The sequence below is a fragment of the Zafaria sp. Z1313 genome (assembly GCF_050563205.1).
GTDB lineage: Bacteria > Actinomycetota > Actinomycetes > Actinomycetales > Micrococcaceae > JAZDCJ01.
Genome location: NZ_JBNWUK010000007.1, coordinates 19,983 through 35,711 on the forward strand (window position 1 = coordinate 19,983; position 15,729 = coordinate 35,711).

Genomic DNA, 15,729 nt, shown 5'->3' on the forward strand with positions numbered 1-15,729 from the left:
CGGTGGGCAGGAAGGCGCGGGACCCCCGCGAGTGGCACGGGCACCGCATCGTCACCGAGGACGACCTCGTCACGACCTTCGACGACCACGACCCGGAGCACGTCAACGACCCCCACTACTACTACGTGCGCCTGCGCCGGGCGATCGTGCTCGTGCTCCTGCTGGGCCTCATCGCGGCCGCGGTCGTCACGGCCTACCTCGTCTCCACGCGCCAGCTCGTCATCCCGTGGCTGGAACCCGAGGCCCCGCCGTCGTCCGCCCCCGCCGGCCCGGAACCGGCGTGCCCCGTCGACGTCTACGCGTACCTGGATCCGGCCACCGTCCGGGTCAACGTCTACAACGCGACCAAGATCAGCGGCCTGGCCCGCGCCGCCTCCAACCAGCTGCGCCAGCGCGGATTCCAGATCGGGGAGGTCGGGAACAAGAGCCTCAGCGACCCCGGCGTCGTCGCGGCCGTCGTCGCCGGCCCGCGCGGGCGCGAGCAGGCGCTGACGCTGCAGCGGCACCTTTCCGAGACGGAGTTCGTCAAGGACGGCGAGCGCGGCGGGACGACGATCGACCTGGTCCTCGGGCAGGACTACGACGGGCTCGTGCCCGAGGGCGACGTCGTCGCCGAGCCCGGTGCGCTGCACTGCCCGCGCGCGGCGGAGCAGGAGGCCGAGGAGGGCGCCGGGACGACGGACGCGCCCTAGTCGCAGCCCTCGGGTCCGCAGGCCGGGCCGTCGGCGCCGGATTCCGTAGCGACGAGCGTCAGCGGCGCCGCCTCGGCGTAGGCCTTGGTCAGCGCCTCGCGGAAGACCTCGACGGGCTGCGCGCCGGAGATCCCGTACTTCATGTCGAGGACGAAGAACGGCACGCCGGAGATGCCCAGGCCGCGGGCCGTCGCGAAGTCGGCCTCGACCGCGTCGCGGTAGTCGTCGCCCTCCAGGACGCGGACGACGTCGGGGCCCGGCAGCCCGGCGTCGGCGCCGAGCGCGCGGAGCACCTCGGGATCGCCGATGTCGAGGCCCTTCTCGAAGTGGGCGGAGAGCAGGAGCTCCTTCAGCCGGCCCGCGCTCCCGTGCTCTGCGGCGAGGTGCAGGAGGCGGTGGGCCGTGAGGCTGTTGGCGACCTTGAGGGCGTCGAAGTCGTAGGCCAGGCCCTCGCCGGCGGCTTGCTCCGTGACGTGGGCGAACATCTGCCGCACCTGCTCCACGGGCAGTCCCTTGCGTTCGGCCAGGTAGTCGGCCTCCGTGCCGTCGTAGCGCTCGGGCAGCGACGGATCCAACTGGTAGCTGTGCCACGTGACGTCGACGTGCTCCTTGAAGGGCAGCGAGGAGAGTGCGGATTCGAAGCGGCGCTTGCCGATGTAGCACCAGGGGCAGGCGATGTCGGACCAGATGTCGACGGCGAGGCGTGGGGAAGTCATGCCACCGTCAACCGGTCCGGGCGCGCGGGTATTCCACGCCGGCCGGCGGGGGGAGCCTTCCCGCGTCCGGGCCCCCGGCGCGCGGCGCCACCCGCCGCGGCGGCCCGGCCCCGTCAGGACGCGAAGGCCCGGGGGAGCGGCTTGTGCCGCCCGTGCAGGGCGAAGTAGACGACGCCGGCCAGCACGGCGATGCCGGCGGAGACGGCGTACATCCCCTGGTAGCCCGTGAGCCCCAGGAGGGCGCCGAGCAGCACCGGCCCGGCCGCGGTGCCGACGTCGAGGGCCAGGTAGAAGGTCGAGACCGAGACGCCGATCCGCGGCTCCGGCGCGACGGCGACCGCGATCGCCTGCCCGCACGGCATGACGATCCCGAACCCGAGGCCGCAGAGGATCCCCGAGGCGGTGAGCACCGCCGTCGTCGGGGGGAGGACCAGCAGGAGCATCGACGCGGTCATGATGACGAGGCCCGGGTACATCACGACGTTGTCGCCGCGCCGGTCCTGCAGGCGCCCCGCGAACAGCCGGCCGATGAGCGTGGAGACGGCGTAGGCGGTGAAGAACACCGCGGCCGTCGCCCCGCCGCCGGACGCCTGGACATGGGCGGCCAGGAAGGACAGCACTACCGAGTAGGAGGCCCCGGCGAGCAGGATCATGGCGGCCATGGGGAAGGCGGCGCGCTCGACCATCGAGGAGGGCCGCAGCCAGGCGACCTCGCGCATCCTCGGCCGCTCGGCGGCCGGGCGGCGGGGGATGCGCAGCAGGAGCGAGAGTAGGCACGCGGCGGCGGCGCTCGCGGTGGAGAACCAGAAGATCGACTCGTAGTCTCCGCTGCCCGCGAGCAGCACCGCGAGGAACGGGCCGCCGGCCGTCGCGAGCGTTCCCGAGAGGCTGAAGTAGCCGGTTCCCTCGCCGCGGCGGGCGGGTGGGATGAGCGCCTGGGCGGTCGCGGAGACGGCCGTGTTGGCGAGGCCGAAGGCCATGCCGTGGAGCAGGCGCACGGCCAGCAGCACGGCGAGCGAACCGCTCGGCAGGTAGAGGAAGCCGAAGACCGCGAACGCCGCGAGGCTGGCCACGAGGACGGCCTTCGCGCCCACGGCGACGATCAGCTGGCCGGCGAACAACCGGGCCACGAGGGCGCCGAGGATGTAGGAGCTCGCCGCGAAGCCGGCCGCGGAGTCGCTCGCGGCGAAGCGGTCGACGGCGTAGAGCGCCATCGAGGTCATGAGCAGGTAGAAGACGATCGAGATGAACAGGTTCACGAACGTGGCCATGACGAAATCGGGCGTCCAGAGCCTGCGCTGGGCGTGTTCGGTCACGGTGCTCCTTGGATCCGGGGCCGGTCCGCGGAGCACGCGGTGCGCTCCCGGCCGGCGGCGAGGCCCACGCGCGGGCGGCCGTCCGGCCCCGATCGCATCCTAGCCCCGGCCCGCCGGACGGTGTGAAAGGTGACGGCGCGGGCCGATCAGCGCTCCCGTGCAGATCGCGGCGTTGCAGAGCACGATCACGGCGATGCCCGCCCACTCGTTGACCGCGAGGGCCTGGTGCAGCACGAGCCAACCCGCGACGGCGGCGAACACGGGGCCAGTGCTGGAGAGCGCGCCGAACACCGGGGCCGGGATCCGCCGCAGGGCGAGCAGGTCCGCCACGGCGGGGGTCAGCGAGGACAGGACGCCGCACGCGGCGGCCAGGGCCAGCGCCTCGGGCGTGGGCGGCCTGGCGGCGAACCAGGCCGCGGCGACCGGTACCCAGGCGGCCGCCGTGACGAGGCTCGCCACGGCGGTCCCCTGGAGTCCCGGAAGGCGCTCGCCGAGCGTCCGGTTCAGCAGGATGTAGCAGGCCCAGGCGGCCGCTGCGAGCAGGCCCAGGGCGATGCCGGCGACGTCCGTCGCGGGTCCCGGACTGATCAGGACGACGACGCCGGCGCCCGCGAGGACGGAGAGGGCCTTGTCGAGGACGCGCCGCGAGCCGATGACGGCGATCGCGAGGGGGCCGAGGAACTCGAGGGTCACGGCGAGGCCGAGGCCGATGCGCTCGATCGAGGCGTAGAGGCTCAGGTTCATGACGCTGAAGACGAGGGCCAGCCCCAGGATCGGCAGCCACTGCCCGCGGCCCAGTCCGCGCAGCCGGGGGCGGACGAGGAACAGCAGGACGAGCGCGGCCGTGAACTGGCGAAGGGCGACGACGCCGACCGGGCCCATGACGGGAAAGGCCAGGGCGCCGAGGGAGGAGCCCGTGTGGTTGGCCGCCTGCCCGGCCACGACCAGGGCAATGCCGGTCGCGGTCCGCCGACGTCCGCCGGGCGCCACGGGTGCCGTGGCCACAACGGGCGCCGCGGGCCCTGTGAGGTGTCGGCTGCGGGATTCGAGGTTCGTCATGCCTCCACCGTCGGACGCCGGCATCCATAACACCAGTGCGTTTTTGGTGCGAGGTATACGCTGTGGTTATGGAATGGAGCCTGAGGGAACTGCGGTTCTTCGTGGCCGCGGCCGAGGCCGGATCCTTCACGGAGGCCGCCGATCGGCTCTTCGTCTCGCAAGCGGCGGTCTCGCGGACGATCGCGCAGCTGGAGAAGAGCGTCGGCGACCGGTTGCTGCGGCGCCTTCCCCGCGGATGCGAGCCCACGGCGACGGGACTCCAGGTCCTGCCCGAGGCGCGGCGCATGCTGGCCGAGGCCGCGCGCTTCACCGAGTTCCTGGCCTCCCGCCACGGCGTGCTGAGGCTCGGCTACGCGTGGGCCGCCTTGGGCCGGCACACGACGCGTCTGCAGCGGGACTGGGCCGTGCGGCATCCCGCAATGGAACTGCAGCTCGTGCGGCACAACGTGCCGACGTCGGGGCTCGCGGAGGGATGGTGCGACGTGGCGGTCGTCCGGCGGCCCTTGGAGGACGGGCGCTTCGACTCGGTCGTCGTGGGTCTTGAACGGCGCCTGGCGGCCTTCGCGTCCGACGACGCCCAGTGGGCCCGGCGGCGGCAACTGGGCATGGCCGAGATCGCCGAGCGCACGGTCGTCATCGACCCCCGCGTCGGCACGACTGGCAGCGGCCTCTGGACCGGTGGGAAGCAGCCGCCGCGGTTCATCGAGATCGGCGACGTCGACACCTGGCTCGACGCCATCGCGGCCGGCCGCGGCGTGGGAACGACGTCCGAGGCGACGGCGCACCACCACCCGCGCAGCGGCGTGAGGTACGTGCCCGTCAAGGACGGCCCGCGGATCGCCGTTCGGCTCGCGTGGCGCAAGGGCGAGCCCCCGCCGGGGCTCGCGGACCTGATCGACGCGGCCACGGGCCTGCTCGCCTCCGGGTAGCAGCGCCGCGGACCGGGAGGGTGCCGGAGTCGAGCAGGCCCCCGTGGCGCCGGGTCCGGGGGTGGTCCTACGTGCGCTGCGGCAACTGCTGCAGCGACCAGGTGTTGCCGTCCGGATCGGAGAAGTAGACGAAGCGCCCCCAGTCCTGCTCGTCGACCGGGCTCACCTCGACCCCGCGCCCGGCGAGCTCCTCGCGGGCGGCGTCCGCGTCGTCGACCACCATGAGCAGGCCCTGCTGCGCCCCGGGCGTCATCTCGGTGATGCCCTCCCCGATGACGATCGAACAGGCCGAGCCCTGCGGCGTCAGCTGCACGAAGCGCAGCTCGGGGGACACCCGGTGGTCGTGGTCGGCGACGAAGCCGATCTGGTCCACGTAGAAGGACTTGGCCCGGTCGACGTCGGTCACGGGCACGGGGACGAGCTCCAGCTTCATGTCCATGGGGACCACGGTAGGGCGGTGTTCGTCGTGTGCACAGGGGAGGGGCGCAGCGAAACGGCGGGTTCCCCGCTGGGCAGCTCTGCCGTGGGGAACCCGCCGTTGGCTCGCGGGGCGTGGCCGCCCCCCTCGGGGCGGCCACACGGGCCGGATCAGACCCTCGCCGTCTCCTTCGACTCGCACAGGAAGCGGTTGTAGGCCGGGACCGTCAGGAACGCCGGGTAGTCCTCCCGCAGCGCGCACTCCTCGAAGATCTCGCGGGCGTCCTCGAAGCGGTCGCCCTCGAAGCGCTCCATCCGCGCGTACTCCTCCTCGACGATCTCCCCGCACCACTCGCGGGTGATGAGCTCGCCCTCGTCGGTCACGGCGCGCTGGTGGATCCACTGCCAGATCTGCGAGCGGGAGATCTCCGCGGTCGCGGCGTCCTCCATCAGGTTCTGCAGGGCCACCGCGCCGTTGCCGCGCAGCCAGGACTCGATGTAGCGGATGCCGATCTCGATGTTGGCACGGATGCCGCCCTCGGTGATCAGGCCCTGCGTCCCGGCGATGTCCAGGAGCGAGCGGTCGTCCGGCCGGACGTCCTCGCGGAGGCGCTCGCGCTGGTTCGGACGCTCGCCCAGGACGGAGTCGAAGACCTCGCGGGCCACGGGCACCAGGTCGGGGTGCGCCACCCAGGAGCCGTCGAATCCGTCGTTGGCCTCGCGGGTCTTGTCCGCGGTGACCTTCTCGAACGCGACCGTGTTCACGGCCTCGTCGCGGCGGTTCGGGATGAAGGCGCTCATCCCGCCGATCGCCATGGCCCCGCGCCGGTGGCAGGCCCGGACCAGCTGCTCGGTGTAGGAGCGCATGAACGGGGCCGTCATCGTCACCATCGCCCGGTCCGGCAGCACGTAGCGCGGACCGCGGTTCCGGAAGTTCTTGATGACGGAGAAGATGTAGTCCCAGCGGCCGGCGTTCAGGCCCGCGGCGTGCTCGCGCAGCTCGTAGAGGATCTCCTCCATCTCGAACGCCGCGGTGATCGTCTCGATCAGCACGGTGGCCCGGATGGTGCCCTGCGGGATGCCCAGCTCGTCCTGGGCGAACACGAACACCTCGTTCCACAGCCGCGCCTCGAGGTGGTTCTCGAGCTTCGGCAGGTAGAAGTACGGGCCGCGGCCCAGGGCGATCAGCCGGGCGGCGTTGTGGAAGAAGTAGAGCCCGAAGTCCACGAGCGAGCCGGAGACCGGCCGGCCGTCGATGAGCAGGTGCTTCTCCGGCAGGTGCCAGCCGCGCGGGCGGACGACGATCGTCGGCAGCTCGGTCAGCGTCTGCCCCGTGAGCTTGTACTCCTTGCCCTCGGGGGAGGTGAAGTCGATGTCGCGGTCCAGGACGGAGCGGAGGTTCAGCTGGCCCTTGATGACGTTGCGCCAGTTCGGGGTCGAGGAGTCCTCCAGGTCGGCGAGCCAGACCTTGGCGCCGGAGTTGAGCGCGTTGATCGTCATCTTCCGGTCGGTGGGGCCGGTGATCTCCACACGGCGGTCCTCCAGGCCCGGGGCGACGGGGGCGACGCGCCAGGAGTCGTCCTCCCGGATGTGGCGGGTCTCGGCCAGGAAGCGCGGGTCGGAGCCGTTCTCGATCGCGGTCCGCCGGCTGGTGCGCTCCTCGAGCAGCTCCTGCCGCCGTCCCTCGAACCGCGCGTGCAGCTTGCCGATGAACTCGAGGGCGTCGGGCGTCAGGATCTCCTGCTGGCGGCACACGGGCGAGGCGGTCAGGGTGATTCCGTTGATGGTGATGGGCTGGTTCATGGCTGGGTGCTCCTGTTCAAAAGAAAATGGGGGGACGACGGCGGTGCCGCGCCTGCGGGGGCGGGGCCCCGCCGTCGTCCTGGTTCCGTTAGTGGAACTGGCCTTCCTCGGTGGATCCCACCAGGGCCAGGGTGCTGCCGCTCGGGTTCAGGGCAGTGGCGATCTTGTCGAAGTAGCCGGTGCCGACTTCGCGCTGGTGCTTGGTCGCGGTGTAGCCGCGGGACTCGGAGGCGAACTCGCGCTCCTGGAGCTCGACGTACGCGCTCATACCCGTCTCGGCGTAGCCGTGGGCGAGGTCGAACATCGAGTGGTTCAGGGCGTGGAATCCGGCCAGGGTGATGAACTGGAAGGTGAAGCCCATGGCGCCGAGCTCGCGCTGGAACTTGGCGATCGTGGCGTCGTCGAGGTGCTTCTTCCAGTTGAAGCTCGGCGAGCAGTTGTAGGAGAGCATCTGGTCCGGGAACTCGGACTTGACGGCCTCCGCGAACTTCCGGGCCAGCTCCAGGTCCGGCGTCCCGGTCTCCATCCAGATGAGGTCGGAGTACGGGGCGTAGGCCTTGGCGCGGGCGATGCAGGGCTCGATCCCGTTGCGGACCTTGTAGAAGCCCTCCGCCGTGCGCTCGCCGGTGATGAACTCCTGGTCCCGCTCGTCGACGTCGGAGGTGATGAGCGTGGCGGCCTCGGCGTCCGTACGGGCGATGACGACCGACGGGGTGCCGGCGACATCGGCCGCGAGGCGGGCCGCGTTGAGCGTGCGGACGTGCTGCTGCGTGGGGATGAGCACCTTGCCGCCCAGGTGGCCGCACTTCTTCTCGCTGGCCAGCTGGTCCTCCCAGTGCACGCCCGAGGCGCCGGCGGCGATCATGGACTTCATGAGCTCGTAGGCGTTGAGCGGGCCGCCGAAGCCGGCCTCCGCGTCGGCGACGATCGGGACCATCCAGTCCTCGACGGTCTGGATCCCCTCGGAGAACTCGATCTGGTCCGCCCGCAGGAGCGCGTTGTTGATGCGGCGGACGACCTGCGGCACCGAGTTCGCCGGGTAGAGCGACTGGTCAGGGTAGGTGTGGCCGGAGAGGTTGGCGTCGGCCGCGACCTGCCAGCCCGAGAGGTAGATGGCGCGGAGTCCGGCCTTGACCTGCTGGACGGCCTGGTTGCCCGTGAGGGCGCCGAGGGCGTTGGTGTAGCCGCCCGTCGTGGCCTCCTCGGTCAGCTGCTTCCACAGCTTCTCGGCGCCTCGGCGGGCCAGCGTGTGCTCCTCCTGGACGCGTCCCTGGAGCTTGACGACGTCGGCGGCGGAGTAGTCGCGGGTGATGCCCTCCCAGCGCGGGTTGGCCTTCCACTCGAGCTCCAGCGCCTCCATGCGGGACTCGGGGCTCGGGTTCGTGTTCTGCTCGGTCATGGCTCTCTCCTTTGAGTTCTCCGGGCCGGCCGCCTCGCGGGGCCGGGAACCGGAAGTGCTGCGTTCTTCGTCGTGACCACCACTATTCGCGAGTCTTCAACCCCGGACTAGGGGAAGTTGCTGGAAAGATATGCACTTCTTCGCGTATTCTCAAGAAATGCAGACTCCCAGTTGGAACCGCCCCGCGAAGCCCGCGGCCGCCGCTGCCGATCCCGCCGCGGATGCGGAGCTCGACCTGATCGCCCTCGGGCGGCGCGTCCGCCACCTGCGCAAAGCCAAGGGGCTGACCCTCGACGCGCTCGGCGGGCTCGTCGGCACGGCCCCGTCGCAGCTGTCCCTCATCGAGAACGGCAAGCGGGAGCCCAAGCTCGGGATGCTCCGCCAGCTCTCCGCGGCGCTCGGGGCCGGCATGGACGAGCTCCTCGGCGCCGAGCCGCCGAGCCGGAGGGCCGCCCTGGAGATCGAGCTCGAGCGCGCGCAGCGGGGTCCCCTGTACGCCTCGCTCGGCCTGCCGCGCGTCCGGGTCTCCTCACGCCTGCCGATGGACGTGCTCGAGTCCCTCGTGGGACTGCAGCACGAGCTCGAGCGCCGGCTCGAGGAGCAGGCGGCGACGCCCGAGGAGGCGCGGCGGGCCAACACCGAGATCCGCGAGGAGATGCGCGCCTGCAACAACTACTACCCGGACCTGGAGCGGCGGGCCCAGGAGCTCCTCGACGCCGTCGGGCACAAGTCGGGGCCCCTGTCCCACCACGTGGCGGCCGACATCGCCGACCACTTGGGCTTCTCGCTGCGCTTCGTCGGCGACCTGCCGCACTCGACGCGCTCGGTCACGGACCTGAAGAACCGCCGGATCTACCTCACGCAGGCCAAGCGCGAGGAGCACGACGCCCGCTCGGTGCTGCTGCAGGCGATCGGGCACTACGTCCTGGACCACCGCACGCCCGCGGACTATTCGGAGTTCCTGCGCCAGCGCGTCTACACGAACTACTTCGCGGCGGCATTGCTCATCCCGGAGCGCTCCTCGGTGGCGTTCCTCAACGAGGCCAAGAAGGAGAAGGAGCTCGCGATCGAGGACCTGCGGGACGCGTTCGCCGTCTCCTACGAGTCGGCGGCGCACCGCTTCACCAACCTGGCCACCGAGCACCTGGGCATCACGACGCACTTCCAGAAGGTCCACGAATCGGGGATCATCCACAAGGCCTACGAGAACGACGGCGTCAACTTCCCCGCCGACCATACGGGGGCGATCGAGGGCCAGCTCGTGTGCCGGTACTGGACGAGCCGGGAGGTCTTCGACGTCGAGGACAAGTTCCGCGCCTACAACCAGTACACGGACACGGCGGTGGGCACCTATTGGTGCACGGCCCGCACGGAGCGCCACTCCTCGGGGACCTATTCGCTGAGCATCGGCGTCCCGTTCCAGCACGTGAAGTGGTTCCGCGGCCGGGATACCACCGAGCGTTCGAAGTCGCGCTGCCCCGACGAGGCGTGCTGCCGCCGCCCGCCCGCGGACCTGGCCCGCCAATGGGCCGGGCAGGCGTGGCCCGCGGCGCGTGCCAACACGCACCTCCTCGCCGCCCTGCCGCCGGGCGCCTTCCCGGGCGTCGACGAGACGGAGGTCTACCGCTTCCTCAGGGCGCACTCGGGGGACTGACCCCGGCGTGGTCCTCCGGCGGCCGCGCCGTGGCCGGCTTCCCCTCCGCCGCATCGCCGCAGCAGTCGTCGTCGCACGGGTCCGCCGGGCGTTCTCCCGTGAGCACGGAGACGGGCGCCGCGCCGCAGGCCTCGCCCTTCCAGGCCTCGATGCCCTCGCGGACGGCGAAGGCGGCAATGACCAGCGCGGCGATCGAATCGGCCCAGGCCCAGCCGAACAGGCTGTTCAGGAGCAGGCCTGCCAGGAGGGCCGCGCTCAGGTAGGTGCAGATCAGGGTCTGCTTCGAGTCGGCGATCGCCGAGGCGGAGCCGAGCTCGCGGCCCGTCCGGGTGCGGGCGCGGAGGCCGTCACGGCTTCACGCCCGCGTCGCAGCACCCGGGGACCGGGCAGCCCGGATCGAGGCACGGCGCGCTCTCGTCGACGGCCAGCGTGACGTCCACGAGCGCGCTCAGCGCCACCGCGAGGTGCGCGTCCGCGATCTCGTAGCGCGTCCGCCGCCCCTCGGGCTCGGCCACCACGATCCCGCAATCGCGCAGGCAGGCCAGGTGGTTCGACACGTTCGTGCGCGTCAGTCCCAGTTCGCGCGCGAGGACCGCCGGATATCCGGGGCCGTCGAGCAGGGACATCAGGATGCGGGAACGCGTCGCGTCGGACATGGCGCGGCCAAGCCTGCGCATGACGTCGAGCCGGGATGCAAGGGTCAGCATTCCATGACTATACAGTCACCACTGACCTATTGCCGTGAGTGCGTTCCCGACCGGCCTTCAGGTCTCGTGCCGGTGCGCCCGCCCGGCGGCGCGTGGCTCCGGTTTCCCGCCGCGGCCCGGTGCTACGGTGATCGCGTGACCGTCCGCCGCGCAACACCTGAAGACCTGCCGGTGATCGAGCGTGTGCTCACCGCCGCGTTCGACGACGACGCCTGGACCCGCTGGACGGTTCCGGAGGCGGGGCGCAGGCAACGCGTCAAGGTGCTCCAGCGCGCCTACGCCGAGCACGTCGCCCTGCCGCGCGGGGCCGTCTGGGTCGACGACGCCGGCTCCGCCGTCGCGGCCTTCATCCCGGAGGAGCTGCCGCTCCTGCCCGGGCACGTCCAGTCCCGCATCGCCGCGGCCCACGGGGAGCTCATCGACCGGCTCGACCCCTCCCCGGAATCGAACGGCCTGCGCAATCCGGCCCTGCTGCGCGTCGCGGCGGCCACGCCGTCGTGGACGCTGGCGAGCGTCGGCGTCCTGCCGGACTCCCGTGGCCGCGGCCTGGGCACCGCCGTCTGCCGGGCCGGCCTGGGCTGGCTCGACGAACGCGGCCTCGGCTGCGTGCTCGAGACCTCGCAGGCCCGCACCGTGGGCCTCTACCGCTCCCTCGGGTTCGAGACGCTCCGCGCGACCGCGACCCCGGGCGGACCCGCGGTCTGGGAGATGTTCCGCGCCCCCGGCGGCCACCCGGCCACCGCAGGGCGTGCCGGGCGCGGAGGGACCGAGGCCGCCTGAACCCCGCGCGGCGGGAGGACCGCTAGCGTGCCGTCGCCGCGATGAACTCCGCGGCCCGGACCGCGGCCAGGGCGCCGTCCTCGGCCGGTGTCCGCCCCGAGCGCGCGACCTTGAACGAGTGGTCCCCGCCCTCGATCCAGTGCAGTCGCGCCGTCGCTCCGATCCGTTCCACGACGGGCTCGAGCTCCCCGGGCAGCGCGAACGGATCCCGGCTGCCCTGGAGGAAGAGCATCGGGGCCGTGATCCCGTACAAGTGCGCGTCGCGCGGCTTCTCCGGCTTGCCCGGGGCGTGCAGCGGATACCCCAGGTAGACCAGCCCCTCCGTCTCCATGCCCTCCGCGACCGCCATCGACGCCATCCGGCCGCCGAACGACTTGCCGGCCGAGAACACGGGCAGGCCCGCGGCGAGCCCACGGGCCGACTCCATGGCGGCGCGCCACGCATCGATCGCCACGGGCGGCCGGTCCGGGAAGCTGCGCCCCGCCGCGCGGTACGGGAAGTCGAAGCGCAAGGTGGCCACCCCGGCGTCGTACATCCCCGCCGCGAAGCCGGCCATGAACGGATGCTCCATCCCCGCCCCGGCCCCGTGCGCGAGCACGAGGAGCGCCGTGGCGCCCTCCGGCCGCAGGAAGAGGGCGGGGACGTCACCGGCGCCGGTGGAGATGCTCAGGCGGTTCTCGGTCTCAGGCATGCCCACCAATCTATCGGGACGACGGCGCCCCCTCGGCACCGCGCCGCCCGCGGCCTACGATGGACGTGCCGGACCGCGCCGGAGCGGTACCGGCGGCCGCGGACCACCGCGGCCTGAATCCACGGGCCGGCGGAAGTCGAGGAGAACCATGGGCAAGAAGAAGTGGTCTGAGATCCCACCGAAGGCGCGTTGGCGGATCGCCGTCGTCGCGACGGCCCAGATCGCGCTCCAGGGCTACGTGCTGCGCGACATCGCCCGCCGCCCCCGCTCGGAGGTCCGCGGACCCAAGCCGGCCTGGGTCGCCGCGAGCTTCCTGAACTTCATCGGCCCCGTCGCGTACCTCTTCTTCGGCCGGCGGAACGCGGCATAGCCGACGCACGGCAGGGCCCTGCCGCCCGGAAGGGGCGGCAGGGCCCTGCGCAGTTCCCGGCGCTCTCGCTGCCGGGACGGCCCGTGGGGGGGCTACTTGGTGACCTTGACCGTGATCTTCTTGGATTCGGTCTGGCCGGCGGCGTTGGAGAAGACGGCGACGTAGTCGTAGCTTCCCTTGGCACGGCCGGTGAGGGTCGTGGCGGCCTGCTGGGCGGCCGGGGTGTTGGCGGTCAGTTCGCGGGCGTCGACGAGCTGGCCGTTCTCGTAGAGCCGGTACGCGGTGGCGTTGGTGCCCCACCAGAGGTTGGCGGTGACGGTGTAGGCGCCGTCGTTGTCCCAGTTGTCGTGGGAGAGGACGGGTGCGGCCGGGTTGGCGTCCTTGACGGTGACCTTGACGGTGCCGGTGGGGGTGGTGCCGGCGGCGTTGACGAGTTCTCCGGTGTAGGTGTACGTGCCGTTGGCCTTGCCCTGGATGCGGGTGGTGACGGCCTGGGCGTTGGGGGTGTCGGCGCCGAGGCGTTCGACGGCGATGAGCTCGCCGTCCTCGTAGAGGCGGAAGAGGGATCCGTTGGAGCCCCACCGGAGCTTCATCGTGATGGTGTAGTCGCCGTCGAGCAGGCCGGTGCCCCAGCCGTTGTCGTGGGAGAGCACGGCCTTGCCCGGGACGCTCGCCTCCGAATCGTCCGGCGTCCCCGGGTCCAGGGCCCCGCCGTCGTCCGGTTCCACCTCGAGGGCGAGGGCCGGCACCGAAGCCGACGCCGTGGCCTCGAGGGAGCCGTTGGCGGCGGCGACCGCGAGCTCGGCGGCCGGTGCCTCACCCGACTCGAGGTCCCCGGCGGTCAGCGCGCGCGTGAAAGTGTACTCGGCCGTGGCACCCGGGGCGAGCTCGTCGGCGACCTCCGTGCCGTCGACGCCCACGCCCGTCAGGCGCACATTGCCCGTGTTCTCCACCGTGACGGTCGAACGGACCGCGTCTCCAGCGGACGCGTAGCCGTCGCCATCGGCGTCGACGAGCTCGGCGGCCGAGGCCGTCGCGGAGAGCTCCGGCGCGCGGACCAGCAGGTCCACCTCGTCGCCCGTGACCTCATACGTCTCGAGGATGGTGTTGGGGGCGCCGGTCTTGCCGATGGTCCAGGTGGTCTGCGGGACGAAGAAGCCGTCCGCGAGCTCCGCCGCCGTGACCGTGTGGCGCGGCGTCGAGCAGTTGTAGAACGCGCCCACGTTGAAGACGCCGAAGCGGCAGTTGCCCGCCGGCGCCGGCTGGCCCACGGGGGTCGCGACGAACGGTGCGAAGTTGCCCTCGGTCGGGACCACCCACTGCTGCACGTTCCCCGTGTGCGTCACGAGGAAGTTGTACGGCACCTGCTGGCCCGCCTGGTAGGGGTTCGCGGCGAGGTCGCGGGCGGTGTCCGTCCGGCTCCCGGCGATCGTGATGGCGACGACCTCCTGTCCGGCGATGTTCGCGCGCAGCAGCGACTGGGCCTCGCGGCCGTCGGCGGCCGTGAAGACCGTCTGCAGCTGCGTGGTGCCGTTCGCCGTGTTCGGAACGGAGACGGGGACGTCGACGACGGCGGACGCGCCCGGGGCGATCGGGGCGACGTCGACGGTGGCGGCGGTCCACCCGGACGGGGCGTTGATCGTCAGCGTGCCGCCGACGGGCTGCTCCTCCTGGTTGGTGATGGTGACCGGGACGGTCTTCTGGGAGCCGGCGTCGGCGCTGAAGTCCGCGGCCTGCTGCGGTGCGCAGACGACGTTGAGCCAGGCCTCGTCGTAGCGGGCGAACTGCATGTTGTCCGTGTAGTTCGCCTCGTAGAACGTGCCGAACTCGCCGTTGCCGAGGGCCGTCGTGCTCGAATAGGCCGAGAAGCCGTGGCGGATGGTGCGCAGGCCCGGCCAGGTCGCGCCGTCGTCGCACGAGACGCGGGCCGAGACGTTCTCGCGGGCCGACGGCGCGCGGTTCGCCCCCGTGTAGAGCAGCATCGCGGCCTCGCGGGTGCCGGCTTCGGCCTCGGGGTAGAGGTGCGTGATGTGCGCGTTGTTCGTCGGATCCGGTAGCTGGAAGTCCTGCGTCACGGGCCCGTAGCTGTGCCCGCCGTCCGTGGAGATGGCGACCTTGCGGTAGCCGCCGTTGGACGAGTCGCGGGAGTTGAGCATCACGCGGCCGTCGGAGAGCTCCACGACCTTGTTCTCGTCCATGGCCGTGCCGACGAACTCGCCGCGGTGCCACGTGGCCCCGTGGTCGTCGGAGTAGACGGAGTAGGCCTGGTAGGTGCGGGTGCCGTTCGCCAGCTGGACGTCGCCGGCGTACTGCTGGATGAGCCGGCCGGCGTACTGGCCGTGCTTGAGCTGGATGCCCTCGCCCGACGTCGCGAACATGCTGCGCACGTCGCCCGGGCTCGGGGTCTTGGAGGAGCCGGGCTTCGCGACGTCCGTGATGAGCCGGGGCTCGCTCCACGTGAGGCCCCCGTCCGTGGATTCGACGACCGCCGCGCTGATGATCTGGCGGTCGGCGTCGTCGTTGCCGAACTGGCTGTTGTGGAAGCCCTGGTCCTTGGAGTAGACGAAGAAGTTGAAGATGATTCCGGTCTCGCGGTCCACGACGTAGCTCGGATCCGAGTAGCCGTACTTCGCAGTGCCGTCGGTGCCCAGGTTGCCCGCCGCGATGATCGTGAGTGGTCCCCACGTCTTGCCGTAGTCGGTGCTGCGGCGCTGCACGATGCTGTTGGGGTTGGGGGAATCGGCCGCGCTGCCCGGCCGCCCGTCCCATGAGGCCAGGACGACGCCGTCGCCCAGGCTCGTCAGGGCGGGGATCCGGTAGAAGAAGTTGGCCGAGGTGCGGTCGGCCGCCAGGTTCTGCTCGGAGAAGGTTCCCGGCCCCGCGTAGGGGTCGTGGCCGGGGGTCGTCGTCGCGGCGACGGCGGGGGCCGCGGCCAGCGTCGGGACGATGAGTCCGGCGATGGCGGCGGTGCTGAGCGTCGCGACGGCGCGGCGGCGCCAGGGGGAGCGCCGTGCCGCGGGTGCGGCGGATCGGGGGATGAAGGTGTCGGTCATGAAGGGTGAGCGTCCTTTCAGGGGAGTGAACCTTAGGGGGAGGTTCACGACATCCGAGGTGGGATGTCCTATATAGAACTATGTGGCGGCGCTCACAATGTCAAGGGCGGGGTTCCCTCGGCCCACCCTCGGACACACCCCGT

The 15,729-nt window shown here is 71.8% G+C and carries 14 protein-coding genes and 1 pseudogene; 5 read left to right on the forward strand and 10 right to left on the reverse strand.

The window, feature by feature from the left end; translation table 11 throughout:
• The first annotated feature begins 2 nt into the window (after window positions 1-2).
• Window positions 3-692, forward strand: a complete 690-nt coding sequence (locus ACQ3I4_RS08730) for a LytR C-terminal domain-containing protein (RefSeq protein ID WP_430633360.1) — start codon at window positions 3-5, stop codon at window positions 690-692.
• Here ACQ3I4_RS08730 and ACQ3I4_RS08735 read toward each other — a convergent pair.
• The 3 genes from ACQ3I4_RS08735 to ACQ3I4_RS08745 form a co-directional block, all read right to left on the reverse strand.
• Window positions 689-1,408, reverse strand: coding sequence for a DsbA family oxidoreductase (locus tag ACQ3I4_RS08735; protein WP_430633361.1), 720 nt, complete (start codon window positions 1,406-1,408; stop codon window positions 689-691). The two genes, ACQ3I4_RS08730 and ACQ3I4_RS08735, sit on opposite strands and share 4 nt — an antisense overlap.
• A 113-nt stretch (window positions 1,409-1,521) precedes the next feature.
• Window positions 1,522-2,724, reverse strand: a complete 1,203-nt coding sequence (locus ACQ3I4_RS08740; protein WP_329862210.1) for an MFS transporter — start codon at window positions 2,722-2,724, stop codon at window positions 1,522-1,524.
• A gap of 99 nt (window positions 2,725-2,823) precedes the next feature.
• Window positions 2,824-3,783: an EamA family transporter gene (locus ACQ3I4_RS08745; RefSeq protein ID WP_430633362.1), complete on the reverse strand. Its 960-nt coding sequence runs from the start codon at window positions 3,781-3,783 to the stop codon at window positions 2,824-2,826.
• A 68-nt stretch (window positions 3,784-3,851) separates the two neighbouring features.
• On the opposite strand from ACQ3I4_RS08745, the gene ACQ3I4_RS08750 reads away from it, so the two are divergent.
• On the forward strand, window positions 3,852-4,712 hold the full coding sequence (locus tag ACQ3I4_RS08750) for a LysR family transcriptional regulator (RefSeq protein ID WP_430633363.1): 861 nt from the start codon (window positions 3,852-3,854) through the stop codon (window positions 4,710-4,712).
• Between the two features lie 67 nt (window positions 4,713-4,779).
• On the opposite strand, the gene ACQ3I4_RS08755 is transcribed toward ACQ3I4_RS08750, so the two are convergent.
• From ACQ3I4_RS08755 to aceA, 3 genes are all read right to left on the reverse strand, one after another.
• Window positions 4,780-5,151 carry a glyoxalase superfamily protein gene (locus tag ACQ3I4_RS08755; protein ID WP_430633364.1) on the reverse strand — a complete coding sequence of 124 codons (372 nt, stop codon included), beginning with the start codon at window positions 5,149-5,151 and terminating at the stop codon, window positions 4,780-4,782.
• A 149-nt stretch (window positions 5,152-5,300) separates the two neighbouring features.
• Window positions 5,301-6,932, reverse strand: coding sequence for a malate synthase A (gene aceB, locus ACQ3I4_RS08760; protein ID WP_329862206.1), 1,632 nt, complete (start codon window positions 6,930-6,932; stop codon window positions 5,301-5,303).
• Between the two features lie 88 nt (window positions 6,933-7,020).
• A complete protein-coding gene (gene aceA / locus ACQ3I4_RS08765; protein ID WP_430633365.1) occupies window positions 7,021-8,331 on the reverse strand; it encodes an isocitrate lyase in 1,311 nt (436 codons plus the stop codon).
• A 130-nt stretch (window positions 8,332-8,461) separates the two neighbouring features.
• Here aceA and ACQ3I4_RS08770 point away from each other — a divergent pair, with 130 nt between their 5' ends.
• Window positions 8,462-9,985, forward strand: coding sequence for a helix-turn-helix domain-containing protein (locus ACQ3I4_RS08770; protein WP_430633366.1), 1,524 nt, complete (start codon window positions 8,462-8,464; stop codon window positions 9,983-9,985).
• Here ACQ3I4_RS08770 and ACQ3I4_RS08775 read toward each other — a convergent pair.
• Together ACQ3I4_RS08775 and cmtR are read right to left on the reverse strand one after the other, a co-directional pair.
• Window positions 9,963-10,313 (reverse strand): annotated as a pseudogene (locus ACQ3I4_RS08775) (hypothetical protein); the annotation flags it as partial. The gene ACQ3I4_RS08770 and the pseudogene ACQ3I4_RS08775 overlap by 23 nt on opposite strands.
• A gap of 19 nt (window positions 10,314-10,332) precedes the next feature.
• Window positions 10,333-10,692, reverse strand: coding sequence for a Cd(II)/Pb(II)-sensing metalloregulatory transcriptional regulator CmtR (gene cmtR / locus ACQ3I4_RS08780; protein ID WP_430633367.1), 360 nt, complete (start codon window positions 10,690-10,692; stop codon window positions 10,333-10,335).
• Window positions 10,693-10,827: 135 nt separating this feature from the next.
• Between cmtR and ACQ3I4_RS08785 the strand changes: the two genes are divergently transcribed.
• Window positions 10,828-11,472, forward strand: coding sequence for a GNAT family N-acetyltransferase (locus tag ACQ3I4_RS08785; protein WP_329862202.1), 645 nt, complete (start codon window positions 10,828-10,830; stop codon window positions 11,470-11,472).
• Between the two features lie 22 nt (window positions 11,473-11,494).
• Here ACQ3I4_RS08785 and ACQ3I4_RS08790 read toward each other — a convergent pair whose 3' ends face one another.
• Complete coding sequence (locus tag ACQ3I4_RS08790) at window positions 11,495-12,163, reverse strand: alpha/beta hydrolase family protein (RefSeq protein WP_329862201.1); 669 nt, start codon at window positions 12,161-12,163, stop codon at window positions 11,495-11,497.
• A gap of 148 nt (window positions 12,164-12,311) precedes the next feature.
• On the opposite strand from ACQ3I4_RS08790, the gene ACQ3I4_RS08795 reads away from it, so the two are divergent.
• Window positions 12,312-12,533: a PLD nuclease N-terminal domain-containing protein gene (locus tag ACQ3I4_RS08795; RefSeq protein WP_329862200.1), complete on the forward strand. Its 222-nt coding sequence runs from the start codon at window positions 12,312-12,314 to the stop codon at window positions 12,531-12,533.
• A 92-nt stretch (window positions 12,534-12,625) separates the two neighbouring features.
• Here ACQ3I4_RS08795 and ACQ3I4_RS08800 read toward each other — a convergent pair whose 3' ends face one another.
• Window positions 12,626-15,586, reverse strand: coding sequence for an exo-alpha-sialidase (locus tag ACQ3I4_RS08800; protein ID WP_430633368.1), 2,961 nt, complete (start codon window positions 15,584-15,586; stop codon window positions 12,626-12,628).
• Window positions 15,587-15,729: the final 143 nt, after the last annotated feature.

Bases quoted from the DNA above. Each gene is read 5' to 3' on its own strand.
- ACQ3I4_RS08750 (WP_430633363.1), top strand. From the start codon at position 3,852: ATGGAATGGAGCCTGAGGGAACTGCGGTTCTTCGTGGCCGCGGCCGAG.
- ACQ3I4_RS08770 (WP_430633366.1), top strand. From the start codon at position 8,462: ATGCACTTCTTCGCGTATTCTCAAGAAATGCAGACTCCCAGTTGGAAC.
- aceB (WP_329862206.1), bottom strand. From the start codon at position 6,932: ATGAACCAGCCCATCACCATCAACGGAATCACCCTGACCGCCTCGCCC.
- cmtR (WP_430633367.1), bottom strand. From the start codon at position 10,692: ATGCTGACCCTTGCATCCCGGCTCGACGTCATGCGCAGGCTTGGCCGC.
- ACQ3I4_RS08755 (WP_430633364.1), bottom strand. From the start codon at position 5,151: ATGGACATGAAGCTGGAGCTCGTCCCCGTGCCCGTGACCGACGTCGAC.
- ACQ3I4_RS08800 (WP_430633368.1), bottom strand. From the start codon at position 15,586: ATGACCGACACCTTCATCCCCCGATCCGCCGCACCCGCGGCACGGCGC.
- ACQ3I4_RS08795 (WP_329862200.1), top strand. From the start codon at position 12,312: ATGGGCAAGAAGAAGTGGTCTGAGATCCCACCGAAGGCGCGTTGGCGG.
- ACQ3I4_RS08790 (WP_329862201.1), bottom strand. From the start codon at position 12,163: ATGCCTGAGACCGAGAACCGCCTGAGCATCTCCACCGGCGCCGGTGAC.
- aceA (WP_430633365.1), bottom strand. From the start codon at position 8,331: ATGACCGAGCAGAACACGAACCCGAGCCCCGAGTCCCGCATGGAGGCG.
- ACQ3I4_RS08735 (WP_430633361.1), bottom strand. From the start codon at position 1,408: ATGACTTCCCCACGCCTCGCCGTCGACATCTGGTCCGACATCGCCTGC.
- ACQ3I4_RS08745 (WP_430633362.1), bottom strand. From the start codon at position 3,783: ATGACGAACCTCGAATCCCGCAGCCGACACCTCACAGGGCCCGCGGCG.